The organism is Paenibacillus sp. CH40, assembly GCF_024213605.1.
Lineage (GTDB): Bacteria > Bacillota > Bacilli > Paenibacillales > Paenibacillaceae > Paenibacillus > Paenibacillus polymyxa_B.
Map to the genome: position 1 here is coordinate 305,057 of NZ_JANAVQ010000005.1, position 12,849 is coordinate 317,905.

The window sequence follows — 12,849 nt, forward strand, 5'->3', positions numbered from 1 at the left end:
GCCAGGGGTCACAGGTTCCTGGAATGCTCCAAGATGTGCCCGAGTATGTGAAAAAGGCAACAAGTATCATCGGAAATGAACTACGTGATGATGAGAAGGCTATGGGCTCAACGGTCTGGATTCAGACGGCACTCTTCGTTAAGGAGACGGCAATAGCCTATCGGTTGATCGAGCAGGGTATCCAGCCCCAATTCGTGGCAGGGCACTCCATTGGTGCATTTCCTGCGGCGGTCATCGCGGGAGTTCTTTCGTTCGAGGATGCGCTTCGGATCGTATGGCTCCGTGCCAGGTTGATGGAAGAAGCCTTCCCTGAAGGCTATGGAATGGGTGTGATTATGGGGCTTACGAAGGCAGAGGTTCAACAAGCCGTGCTTCTCTCCCATAGTGAGACGACGCCAGTCTATCTCTCGAATATAAACGCAGAGCAACAAATCGTCGTATCCGGATCATTGGTAGGGTTAAATAAAGCATTTATGCATGTGAAAGAGCTCGGGAGCGCTCAAACGGCGCTTCTGAAGGTTCCGATTCCTTCACACTCCCCGCTGATGTCAGAGGTAGCCAATAAGCTATTGCTGAAAATACACACTTTTTCTTTGCGGGACGCTCAAATACCATATTTGGTGAATCATACGGGCAGAAAGACGAAAGCCAAGGAAAAAATTGCGGAGGACCTTGCCCTAAACGTAGCAAATCCCGTCCAGTGGATGGATATGGCGGCTGTCTGCGTCGAATCGGGAGCTGACTGTTTCATCGAAATGCCGCCGGGCCATACTCTTTCCAGACTTGTTAAGCAAGCCCATAAGAGTACCCGGCAAATGGCCGTGGACGAAATCGGTCTGGAAGCGACTCAGTATCTGATTAGAAAATGGAAGGAGCAAGAAGAATGAATAAAGTACTGCGATCCTGGTCACAAAAACGTGATAAAAAGCAGGAAAAGTTAGGAAAGGTGGAAAAGTGGCTCGACGGAAAATACATCGACTCCTCCCGAATTGTCGACCTGATGGAGGCGCTAATTGATCCAGGCGCGAAGGTCGTCCTGGAAGGAGATAACCAGAAGCAAGCGTCTTTCCTTTCCCAGAAGCTGCTGGAAGTCGATCCTGGCAAAGTGCATGATTTGCATATGATTATGTCCAGCATTTCAAGACCCGAACATTTGGATATTTTCGAGAAGGGCATCGCCGGGAAGCTGGACTTCTCCTACAGTGGCTCCCAAAGCCTGCGTGTTGCGCAAATGATTGATGACGGGATACTTAAGCTCGGTGACATCCATACGTATTTGGAATTGTTCGGACGTCTCTTCATTGACCTTATTCCAGATGTGGTGCTGGTAGCGGCAGACAAATCAGATCGCGAGGGCAATCTGTATACCGGAAACAATACGGAAGAAACTCCGACGATCGTGGAAGCGGCGGCTTTCAAGGATGGGATCGTAATCGTGCAGGTTAACGAAATCGTGGATGAGCTACCGCGAACCGATATTCCAGCGTCCTGGGTCGACGTCATTGTACAGGCCGAAAAACCGTACGCACTGGAAGCACTGTTTACCCGTGATCCGCAGAATATCACTGAACTGCAAATCCTGATGGGCATGATGGCGATCAAGGGTATTTATGGAAAACATCAGGTGCAGTCGCTTAATCACGGCATTGGCTTTAATACTGCAGCGATTGAGCTTTTGCTGCCGACCTATGGTGAACAGCTTGGCCTGAAAGGGAAGATTGCCAAGCACTGGGCCCTGAATCCGCATCCAACTTTGATTCCGGCGATTGAATCGGGTTGGGTCGAAAGCATTCACAGCTTTGGAGGCGAGGTCGGTATGGAGAAATACATTGCGGCTCGTTCAGATGTGTTCTTCGTCGGCAAGGACGGATCTATGCGCTCCAACCGCGCGATGTGTCAGGTTGCAGGCCAGTTCGCTGTAGATATGTTTATCGGATCAACGCTACAAATGGACTGTGCAGGTAATTCGTCTACCGTTACTTCCGGCAGATTGTCCGGTTTTGGAGGAGCGCCGAATATGGGGCATGATCCTCGGGGGCGGCGACATGCGACTCCTGCCTGGCTTGACATGATCGAGCGCCCGACGGAACTCTCCAAAGGCCGGAAATTGGTCGTGCAGATGGTTGAAACATACGGTGCCAACAAAAAGCCAGTATTTGTAGATTCGCTAGATGCCATCAAGGTGAAGGATGAATCTGGTCTCGCCATTACGCCAGTCATGATTTACGGGGATGATGTCACCCACGTCCTTACCGAGGAAGGCATTGCATACCTCTACAAGACGGACAGCATAGAGGAGAGAAAGAAGGCTCTCGCGGCAATCGGAGGCGTAACACCTTTAGGAATGGAAAGTAATGAAAGCGATGCAAGCCTGTTGCGTGACAGAGGGATCGTGGCCTATCCGGAGGATCTTGGGATCATGCGCAGACAAGCCAAGCGCTCGATGCTGGCAGCACAGACGATTAACGATCTCGTAGATTGGTCAGACGGTTTGTATGATCCACCGGCTAAATTCCGGAGCTGGTCTTAAAGCCATGCTCACGATGAATCATTCAGCTTTCGCGGCTTCTCTGGCTGCCAAAGCTGTAAAGGCACTGATGGAAGAGGCTCTTCTTACGCCCAAGCCTGGACTTGTCGATGCCAGAGACAATGGCTCGCATACAGATATGTCCATCGATCTAATGCTTGCATCCGCAAGAGTATTGGAGGATACGTTTCGGGAAATAGCCATTGTGTCATACCTTCACCCGGTGGACCAGACTTTGCGTGAGCAGATCGCTCTAATCGGACGGGAGGGCGAGAAGGTGATGCTCAGTGCAACGAACGGTGTCAATACACATAAGGGTGCCATTTGGGCCCTTGGGCTTTTAACAAGTGCACGGGCAGCCTTTCCAAGGGAGCGGGACCCACATCAGATTATGAGCATTGCAGGAAGAATCGCATCGTTCCATGACCGATACCGTCCGATGCAGCAGACGAATGGACGAACGGTTAAGAAGAAATACGCGGTAGTGGGGGCAGAGGAAGAAGCGAAGCTAGGCTTTCCGCACATCCGGGACGAAGCTTTACCTGCTTTGCTGCGCGCTAGGGCTTGTGGGAAGACAGAGGTCGAAGCACGCTTAGAAGCTTTATTGGCCTTGGTGGCATGTGTGGATGATACCTGCATCCTACACCGCGGTCAGTTGACGGATCTGATGGCGATTCAGAGTATGGCCGCAGCCTTCCTTGCAGCAGATGGATTAAGAACCCAGTCGGGCAGAAAGCTGCTCTACCGCTTGTCCGAGTATTGTAATGTTAGACAACTCTCACCCGGAGGCAGTGCCGATCTGCTAGCTGCCACATTATTTCTAATCGATTGATACTTTAATTGGAGGTGTTTCTGAAGGATGGAAAAATTACAGTTTCGATACCAGACTACGAAGCCCATCTGTAAGCCGGCACATATAGGTGTTGTCGGTTCGGGAGATTTGGAGATTATTGTAGAGCCTGTAAAAGGCCAGACCACCAACGTCAGCATTTTAACAGGCAGTGAAGGATTTGGACAAGTATGGGAGAATGTTCTGACCCGTTTTTTTAACCGTTATTCAATTACTGCTAATATTACAGTTCATGACTTCGGAGCTACTCCGGGTGTAGTAATGCTTAGATTTACGCAAGTGCTGGAGGTGCTGGATTATGCAGAATAGTTTTGTGGAGCTGAATGGACGCGAGAGAGCTAAAGCGCTGCTGGACGAAGGGACTTTCCGTGAGATACTTGGGCCGTTAGACAAAATCCAATCCCCCCACCTAGAGCCGCAAGGCATTGTTCCTCAGAGCGACGACGGGATCATTCTGGCTCTTGGCGAAATACACAAACAGAAGGTCTTGATCATTTCGATGGAAGGCGCTTTTCAAGGAGGGGGGATTGGAGAAGTCAGCGGGGCCAAAATTTCCGGAGCACTCGAACTGGCACTGGAAGAGAATAAGAGAGGGAACAAACTATATCCCGTCATGATCTTCGATACAGGAGGGGTTCGGCTACAGGAAGCGAACTATGGGTTGTTGTCGATTTCGGAGGTTGCCACCCAGATCGTTGCCCTGCGTAAATACGTTCCTGTTATCGGATTGATCCCGGGCCGCGTAGGGGCATTTGGGGGAATGTCCATTACTGCAGAATTGTTTACCACCCTGATTGCTACGAAGAAAGCGCGCCTCGGTCTGAACGGGCCGGAGGTCATAGAGCAGGAAGCAGGGGTTATGGAGTTCGATGCAAGCGACAAAGCTTTAATTTGGAACACAATCGGAGCCAACCAGCGCTTCCAAACCGGATTGATTGACGAAATGGTGGAAGACACGACGGATGCAGTTGTCGAAGCGATTGATACTGCGCTCAAGGCACCGGCGAAGCCTGCTAAAACAGAGCAAATCGATTTCTATCTGACCCTGTTGAGCAATCTTGATCCTACAGAATCTTGGACACCTGAGCGTTATCGCGAATTTTACAAGCAGATACAGCCTGTGCAGCAGCCTGTCCCGCTGGCAAAAGAGGGCGCGGCCGACATTTCGGACAGTAGAGGTTATCGCTGGTTCTCTCGCTTGACGGGCATTGCTCACCCAGTCAGCGATGTTCCTTCAGTACTTGCGGCCGACGTGGAAAAGAACGGGCAATTGTGTAGATATGTCGCCATTGTTCCGGATGCCTCCAACCGATTCCCGCGTGTCAGAAACGGCGAGGTTGGTATGCTTGAAGGCTGGACGGTGGCTCAAATTATTAGGGACGCAATCCGTCAAGATGAGAAAAAAGAAACGAAGCGTCCGATCATTGCCATCATTGATGTACCGAGTCAAGCTTATGGCTATAAGGAAGAAATGGTCGGTATCAGTCTTGCACTGGCTGCAAGTGCAGATGCTTACGCAACCGCTAGATTAGAAGGTCATCCGGTCATCGGTGTGATTGTCGGTAACGCGATTTCCGGAGGCTTCCTCGCGCATGGGTTGCAATCGAATCGTTTGATCGCACTGGATGACAGCAAGGTCAATATTCAGGCCATGTCCAAGGCTTCTGCTGCTCGAATTACCAAGCGGACGATTGCCGAGCTTGATGAAGCTACCAAGAAGGTTCCAGCTATGGCCTACGACGTTCGTAGCTACAGTACTCTGGGGGCATTATATCAGATGCTGAGCGGTATCCATGCAGACGACCCACAGAGCAGCGATGTAGCCATCGTGGAAAAGACCGTTTCCGAGGCTATCGAGAGTACGAAAGGAGCGCCCCGTGACCTTAGCTTCCGATTGCAGACCAAGGAAGCTATGGCGGGCGGGCGGAATGCAACCCGTAGCGTTCGAGATGCGCTTTTGGAGCAATGGTAATCCATCCACATGATCTGATTGAAGTGTCCAATTTGAAATATCTCTCCTTAAATGAAGACAAGGAGTGGGTAACCGCCTCGCTGAGGCGGACCCCCTTTGTGGTCGTTCGCCGATCTGATCCGTCGGCGGATGGTTATATTCCCGTCGGAGTACGTGGACAGGAACGGAATCAACGGGAAGCTGCATTTCTGGACCCGAAGGGGGTGTGCCAGATCGTGTCTCCCTACGCGATAGCGAAACATCAGATGTGGAACTCCTTGTCCACAGAGAGACGACAACAGCCTGTTCTTCAGTTGATGGACGTTGTAGCAGAAATGATGGCGGATTGGCGCTGGGGACCAGCAGGAAGTGCAGGATTCGAAATAGTGACGGGATATCCCGCTGTGAAGGCAACCAGTGATCTTGATCTCGTAATAGATGGTTCTGAGGCTATTGATTATTCTACAGCTGAAGGCCTCTTGCGCAAGCTGGAGCAGTTGGACGTTCGAATCGATATTCAATTGGAGGTGAAGGACGGCACCTACGTATTGCGCGAGATCCTTGAGAGACGGACCAGCACCGTGGTGCTGCGAACTTCTTCAGGTCCGAAGCTCGTCCGCAATCCTTGGCAATGATGGATGTACTATACCAACGGCAAAAGGGAGGAATGCACGACCATTTGACGTAAGCCAACATAAGCTCTCAAAGGGGAAGTGCGTATTATGGAAAACACTACCGGCCCAAAAGTTAATATTAATGAAAGCGACATCTTAAAGGTGTTTGCCGTCAGCGGAGCGATCCTGCAAAGCGTTCTGGGCATGTTACTGAAGTATGCCCACACTAACACGGATCTGGCCTTACTAGGCGTTATTTATAATTTAGTGAAATATACCGCGCCAGTCTTTATTTTTGCCATCGTGTATGGAATGGTAATGAATAATCAGCATACCAGGGTATCACATTTTTACAAGGAAAAATTCAGCGAGCTCGTGATTCCTTATTTTCTGTGGGCGTCAGCCAGCTTGCTCTTCTTCCCACACATACAGGTTAATCAACACGTTACTTCGTTTTGGACGCTCATTGAGTCTTATGTGCTCGGTAATTCATCACCGCAATATTGGTACACAGTGATGATGCTGCAATTTCAATTACTGATGCCAGTCATTATTTTTGTCTGCTATAAGTACCTGGCTAAGCCTTTACGGGTCATTCCGTTGCTTATTGTGAGCTTTATAATCTTCGGCGCCTGGGTATGGATGTATTATACCTATGTATTCCATGGAGCTTATGCGTCCAGTTTGCTATACCTTGACCGCTTTTTCGTCAGCTATTTTATATATGCTCTACTAGGCGGAATTGCTTGGGTGTTCAAGGGAAAATTTGACGGGGTGCTTCGACGGATTCAGTTCATACTCATTCCGGTGATGCTACTTATTCTCATTTGGATAAATCGCGAATTTTTCAGCTTTGGATTCAAGCATATGTCATTTGGCAATCTGATTTATCTGAAGCCGTCCATGACCTTGTACAGTTTGGTAGTGATTTTCCTGATTTACATGCTGGCAAGACATTTGATCAGCGTAAATTCCCGTTCACTTCCCTATTACAAATGGTTCTCCACTTATGCGTACAGGGCCTTTACAGCGAACGTATTCATTCTGGTCATCGTGCTGCGCTTGGTCGGTGACTTGGTAAGTCAGCTTCCTTTATCTGTAGCGTTGCTTTTGGTTTATCTGACGACTGTGGCCTGCTCCTTCGGCGTCGTCTATGCCTTTGCGCAGATAAAGGTAAAGGTATGTCGTGAATGGTTATTGTTGAAACAAAAAAAGAGCGCACAGCACCAATCTAAGATAAGTACCTAAAAGAAAATAGTACATGTAACAACGTATATATTATACTATAATTTAGGTGTACCTAAGTTATTGGCAGATTGACGGCAACCCAAAAGGGTATCTCGATGATTGAAGAGATACCCTTTTACTTACATCAGCCGCTGTATTTCATCTTTCAGAATTTCGGACCGAGTCCCGAAAATAACCTGCAGGGTACCATTACCAAGCCTGATGATTCCCGACGCTCCGAGCTGCTTGAGAGCTTGATCGTTAACCGCTTTGTCGTCTTTGACGACAAGACGCAGCCGCGTGATGCAGGCATCAATGCTTTGGATATTGTCTGAACCGCCGAGATAGGTTAGTATTCTGCCTGCCTGACTGGACTGAGTGTTGGATGTGGTGCTTGCCTTTCCATTGGGTACAGATTCGTTAGCCTCAGACAGGAGACTGTCTTCTACATCGTCTTCACGCCCAGGAGTTTTTAGGTTGAATTTGAGAATGATAAATCGGAACAGAAAGTAATAGATGAGGGCGAACACAAGCCCGACCGGAATCATTCGCAATGGGTGGGTGGAGAGTTTCATATTGACCAAATAGTCAATGAGTCCTGCTGAAAAAGAAAAGCCAAGTTTGACATCCAGTAGGTATACGACCAGGCCACTCAGGCCTGTCAGCAGAGCATGAACGCCGTAAAGCAATGGTGCAATGAACATAAACGAAAATTCGAGGGGCTCGGTAATTCCGGTCAGGAACGATGCCAGCGCAGAACCGATGAAGATGGAAGCGACGGCTTTACGTTTTTCCGGTTTGGCGGTATGGATGAATGCGAGGGCTGCTGCTGGCAGCGCGAACATCATAATGGGGAAAAAGCCGGACATGAATATACCCGCCGATGTATCGCCTGCAAAAAAACGCGTCAGGTCACCATGAACGACCTCACCGGCAGCATTGGTGTAGTCACCAATTTGAAACCATGCGATCGAGTTCAACACATGATGCAAACCGAGCGGGATCAGCAGCCGATTGGCAATCATGAATACCATTGATCCGATTCCGCCAAAGCCGACAATCCAGTTGCCGAAGACTGCAATCCCATCTTGTATCGGACTCCAGATCATACCGAGCAGAATGGCCAGAATCATGGTCGTAAAGGCGGTGATCATGGGGACAAAGCGTTTGCCTGAGAAGAAGCCAAGCCAATCTGGAAGTTGAATATTGTGATATTTTTTAAACAGAAAAGCAGACCATCCACCGATAAAAATACCACCCAATACGCCCATGTCCAGCTTGACGTCGTCTGGAATATATGCAAATATACCCGGCACTGCCGCCAAAATACGGGTCAGCACCATATAGGCAATGACTGCCGATAATGCGGCTACTGCGTCGCCTGCCAGACCAATGGCAACACCAATGGAGAAAATGAGCGCAAGGTTACCGAAGATAGCCCCCGCCCCCTCGTTCAGAAAAGGTGTGACATAATGATTCAGAAATCCGCCAACTCCGGGACCAAGTGGTATATCCGTTTCATAATTAATCAGAGCTAATCCTTGCAAGATCCCTGCAGCGGGTAGAGTGGCTACTGGAAGCATTAACGACTTGCCGATTTTTTGCAGAAATTTCAGCATAACATTCTTCCCTTCTTCATCGAGTTTGGGAGTGTCGTATTCATCCTGAAATCCTCACATTAAACCATTTTTTCACATCATAAATCGGAGAATCTAACATGGTCAACGATTATTTTAAGCTATGAAAAAACGTAAATCCGCAGTTGACATCGCTTACATGCTTATATAGTATCAAATTTAAGTTAATAATCGTGACGGAGACAAGAGAGCCACGCAGACATCCCATGGTACAGCACAGGGTTGGTTTGTGATGGCTTTTCTTTTTTTGTGCGATGAAAGCGATCAAAATCGGATGATCTATTGAGGAGGTAGGTTGTATGTCGCCATACGCAGCCGAATTCATAGGGACAATGATTCTTATTGCCCTAGGTGGCGGAGTGTGCGCAGGGGTGTCCCTGAAAAAGTCATTTGCCCACGCTTCCGGCTGGATTGTGGTCGGAATGGGTTGGGGGCTCGCGGTAGCTATTGCGGTGTATGCAGTGGGTCAAATCAGCGGAGCGCATTTGAATCCGGCAGTTACACTGGCGTTGGCATTTCAGGGTAGTTTTCCATGGCAAGATGTTCCCGGCTATATTGTGGCTCAGCTTCTCGGGGCCATGGCGGGTGCAGTGATCGTTATTTTGCATTATTGGCCCCACTGGAAAGAGACGGAGGACACAGCAGCCAAACTCAGTGTATTCGCGACAGGACCAGCTATTGATCATCCGTTTGGAAACGTGCTTAGTGAAATGATAGGTACTTTCATCTTTGTTCTTGCTTTACTGTCGTTTGGCGCCAATTCATTTACAGACGGCCTGAAACCGTTGATTGTTGGTTTTTTAGTTGTCAGTATCGGTTTATCCCTTGGAGGCACAACGGGCTATGCCATCAATCCAGCGAGGGATTTTGGGCCGCGTCTGATGCATTATTTACTACCGATTCCCGGTAAGGGGGCGTCCAACTGGAAATATGCATGGGTGCCCGTTATAGGACCGCTATTGGGGGGATCTTTCGCAGGGCCATTTTATCAGGCCGTTTTTAAGGGGAGTGTGACTCCGGCTTTTTGGATTTTACTAGGGATCATCGTGATTGTACTCTTGATTACCTTCCGTATGAGTCGAACTTATAAAAATCATAAAATGGATCACAAACTTACAGCGTAAAAACGATGGATTTACACGGGGAGAGATGAACAATGGGAAAATATATTTTGTCACTAGATCAGGGAACGACAAGCTCAAGAGCAATTTTGTTCAATAGCGAAGGAGATGTAGTGTACTCGGCTCAGCGAGAATTTCCGCAGTATTTTCCTCATCCGGGCTGGGTAGAGCAGAATGCGAATGAAATCTGGAGCTCTATTCTCGGGGTCATTGCCTCCTGTCTTTCCGAATCCGGTGTAAAAGCAAATCAAGTGGCTGCCATCGGCATTACCAATCAGCGAGAATCGGTGGCTGTATGGGACAAAAATACAGGAGTGCCCGTGTATAACGTACTCGTATGGCAATCACGCCAAACCTCGGACATCTGTGAAGAATTGAAGCGGCAAGGGCACGAGGAGCTTTTTCACAGCAAAACAGGCCTGTTGATCGACCCGTATTTTTCAGGCACTAAAGTAAAGTGGATACTGGACCATGTGGAGGGCGCGCGGGAAAAGGCGGAACGAGGTGACCTGTTATTCGGTACGATTGACTCGTGGCTGATCTGGAAACTATCCGGCGGAACGGCACATGTAACGGACTACTCCAATGCAGCCAGGACGCTGATGTACAACATTTATGAACTAAAGTGGGACGAAGAGCTGCTGGACATTCTGGGTGTTCCGAAAATCATGCTACCTGAGGTAAGACCTTCTTCCGAGGTATATGCGCACACTGTGGATTATCATTTCTTTGGTCAGAATGTACCGATCGCCGGTGCAGCAGGTGACCAGCAGGCAGCCTTGTTTGGTCAGGCATGTTACGAAAAAGGGATGATCAAAAACACTTACGGCACAGGCTGCTTCATGCTGATGAATACGGGGGATCAACCAGTGGAATCCAAGCACGGCCTGATTACGACCATCGCTTGGGGACTGGAGGAAGGCAAAGTGCAATACGCACTCGAGGGGAGTGTGTTTGTAGCGGGGTCGGCGATCCAGTGGCTGCGAGACGGGCTACGTATGTTCCGTGAAGCGAAGGACAGTGAACCTTATGCCGCCCGTGTTTCGTCTACGGAAGGAGTGTATCTTGTACCCGCTTTTGTCGGACTGGGCAGCCCCTACTGGGATAGCGAGGTGCGCGGAGCGATGTTCGGTTTGACACGCGGGACCACGAAGGAGCATTTTATCCGCGCCACATTGGAGTCACTCGCTTATCAGACCAAGGATGTGCTTACAGCCATGGAGATTGATTCAGGTATTGCAGTGAAATTGCTGCGGGTGGATGGAGGAGCTGTATTGAACAATTTTCTGATGCAATTCCAGAGCGATATTTTGGATGCAACAGTGGAGCGGCCAGTTATCCATGAGACGACGGCACTGGGGGCTGCATGTCTGGCAGGTTTGGCTATTGGATATTGGAAGAGTACGGATGAACTTCGCAAGCGGGTGAGAGTGGAAACCTCTTTTGCCCCGAATATGGATGAAGCAACACGTGAAAGCTTGTATGAAGGCTGGAAAAAGGCCGTGAATGCGACGATGGCCTACAAGTAATAGATTAAGCGATGGGTCTCTGAATATTAAACTGCAAAAAGATGACTTCTGAATTTATCAGGAGTCATCTTTTTTAAGGCATATGCTAACTCTTGACCTTCGTATGGTTCCAATGTTGCCGGGCTCCGCAGGAGCTACGAATGACTAGTTCCGGCTCTACTTTAATACATTTCGTATCCATTTGTTTATTCATCAGGTCAAACAGCACCATAGCGGCTAGACGGCCTATTTTTTGCTTGTCTTGTTTTACAGTCGTCAGTGGAGGTTCGGTATAACGACAGGCTTCTATATCATCACATCCCACTACAGCAATATCCTCGGGTACCCTCAAGCCGCTTTCCTTGAAAGCACGTATGGCACCAAAAGCAAGCAGGTCGGTCGCCGCAAAAATAGCTTTTGGTAAATTCCCTTGCTGTATCCACGCCTTCGCGACCTGGTATCCATCTTCTGCCGCGTAGTCCTTACCATACACGACCCATTCAGGTCTAACGTCAAGACTAAACCGTTTTAGTGAGGCGATAAAGGCTTCCTCTCTCTCTTTAATAACCAAAGAGGGGCGTTCAATGCCTATAAAACCCATTTCGCGGTATCCATTCATGTAAAAGTGCTCAACAACCTTCATTGAAATCTTCTGATTGTCGGACATGATATAGCAGGAACTAGCTCCGGTTAGCTCAATATCGACACCGATGCAGGGGATAGGGCTGGCATCGAGATCAAAAACACTCTTCTCCACCTCATCTCCAGCAATAATAATGCACCCGTCCACTGAAAAATATTTCGAGCGAGCCAAATAGTCCTCTCCATTATCCAGAAATTTCTCATTTGAGAAAAATAGCAGATCGTAACCGAGCAAGCCAATCTGTTTTTTGAAGACATTAATGATATCTACAAAAAAAGGATGACTAAAATCAACATTCAGCTTGCCGGCAAATATAACGCCTACCAGATTAGATTTTTTGGTAGCAAGCGTTTTGGCCGAGGAGGAGGGTCTATAGCCTGTTTCCTCCATGATTTTAAGTACCCGCTGTCGGGTTTCCTCACTGATGTCTGTGTAATTGTTAATGATTTTCGAAACCGTTGCCACTGAAACGCCTGCCATGCTAGCTATTGTTTTTATATTCATGGAATCCTCCGTAACTAAACTGATTTAGTTAAATTGACTTTTCTTTTCAAACTTAATGATTACTCGTATTCTATGCTACCTCATAGAAGTGAGTCAACAGTGTGAATAAAGGATGTTGCCTAATATTTTAAGGAGTAATAACGGTGATTTATGTTTTATTTGATAATTTACAATTCTCTATTTACAAATACAGGCTATCCGATACATAATAGTAGCTGTAATTAACTAAACCGCTTTCGTAAAAGTAAATGCATTTATTCTAAGAGT

At 48.2% G+C, this 12,849-nt stretch carries 11 protein-coding genes; 9 read left to right on the top strand and 2 right to left on the bottom strand.

The annotated features are described in order from the left end of the window. Positions 1-47: 47 nt before the first annotated feature. The 7 genes from NLX73_RS17350 to NLX73_RS17380 all read left to right on the top strand — a co-directional run bounded on the left by NLX73_RS17350 (position 48) and on the right by NLX73_RS17380 (position 7,190). Positions 48-887 carry an ACP S-malonyltransferase gene (locus tag NLX73_RS17350; protein WP_254326812.1) on the top strand — a complete coding sequence of 280 codons (840 nt, stop codon included), beginning with the start codon at positions 48-50 and terminating at the stop codon, positions 885-887. Further along, complete coding sequence (gene mdcA, locus NLX73_RS17355; protein WP_254326813.1) at positions 884-2,530, top strand: malonate decarboxylase subunit alpha; 1,647 nt, start codon at positions 884-886, stop codon at positions 2,528-2,530. The genes NLX73_RS17350 and mdcA overlap by 4 nt, the downstream gene beginning before the upstream one ends. 4 nt (positions 2,531-2,534) lie before the next feature. Further along, positions 2,535-3,359: a triphosphoribosyl-dephospho-CoA synthase gene (locus NLX73_RS17360; RefSeq protein WP_103050140.1), complete on the top strand. Its 825-nt coding sequence runs from the start codon at positions 2,535-2,537 to the stop codon at positions 3,357-3,359. A 27-nt stretch (positions 3,360-3,386) separates the two neighbouring features. Continuing rightward, positions 3,387-3,686, top strand: coding sequence for a malonate decarboxylase subunit delta (locus NLX73_RS17365; protein ID WP_254326814.1), 300 nt, complete (start codon positions 3,387-3,389; stop codon positions 3,684-3,686). After that, positions 3,676-5,349 (top strand): biotin-independent malonate decarboxylase subunit beta, encoded by a 1,674-nt coding sequence (mdcD, locus tag NLX73_RS17370; RefSeq protein WP_254326815.1) that lies wholly within the window; start codon positions 3,676-3,678, stop codon positions 5,347-5,349. Before NLX73_RS17365 ends, mdcD begins: the two co-directional genes overlap by 11 nt. Beyond that, complete coding sequence (locus NLX73_RS17375; RefSeq protein ID WP_190297845.1) at positions 5,343-5,963, top strand: malonate decarboxylase holo-ACP synthase; 621 nt, start codon at positions 5,343-5,345, stop codon at positions 5,961-5,963. The genes mdcD and NLX73_RS17375 overlap by 7 nt, the downstream gene beginning before the upstream one ends. A gap of 87 nt (positions 5,964-6,050) precedes the next feature. Then, the gene (locus tag NLX73_RS17380) at positions 6,051-7,190 is read left to right on the top strand and encodes an acyltransferase (RefSeq protein ID WP_254326816.1); all 1,140 of its coding nucleotides are present in this window, start codon (positions 6,051-6,053) and stop codon (positions 7,188-7,190) included. A 119-nt stretch (positions 7,191-7,309) separates the two neighbouring features. Here NLX73_RS17380 and NLX73_RS17385 read toward each other — a convergent pair whose 3' ends face one another. Continuing rightward, positions 7,310-8,788, bottom strand: coding sequence for a PTS transporter subunit EIIC (locus NLX73_RS17385; RefSeq protein ID WP_254326817.1), 1,479 nt, complete (start codon positions 8,786-8,788; stop codon positions 7,310-7,312). Positions 8,789-9,105: 317 nt separating this feature from the next. On the opposite strand from NLX73_RS17385, the gene NLX73_RS17390 reads away from it, so the two are divergent. Together NLX73_RS17390 and glpK are read left to right on the top strand one after the other, a co-directional pair. Further along, positions 9,106-9,930, top strand: a complete 825-nt coding sequence (locus tag NLX73_RS17390; RefSeq protein ID WP_061828828.1) for an MIP/aquaporin family protein — start codon at positions 9,106-9,108, stop codon at positions 9,928-9,930. Between the two features lie 32 nt (positions 9,931-9,962). After that, positions 9,963-11,456 carry a glycerol kinase GlpK gene (gene glpK, locus NLX73_RS17395; RefSeq protein ID WP_061828827.1) on the top strand — a complete coding sequence of 498 codons (1,494 nt, stop codon included), beginning with the start codon at positions 9,963-9,965 and terminating at the stop codon, positions 11,454-11,456. 85 nt (positions 11,457-11,541) lie between these two features. On the opposite strand, the gene NLX73_RS17400 is transcribed toward glpK, so the two are convergent. Next, on the bottom strand, positions 11,542-12,582 hold the full coding sequence (locus NLX73_RS17400) for a LacI family DNA-binding transcriptional regulator (RefSeq protein WP_254326818.1): 1,041 nt from the start codon (positions 12,580-12,582) through the stop codon (positions 11,542-11,544). Positions 12,583-12,849 lie beyond the last annotated feature (267 nt).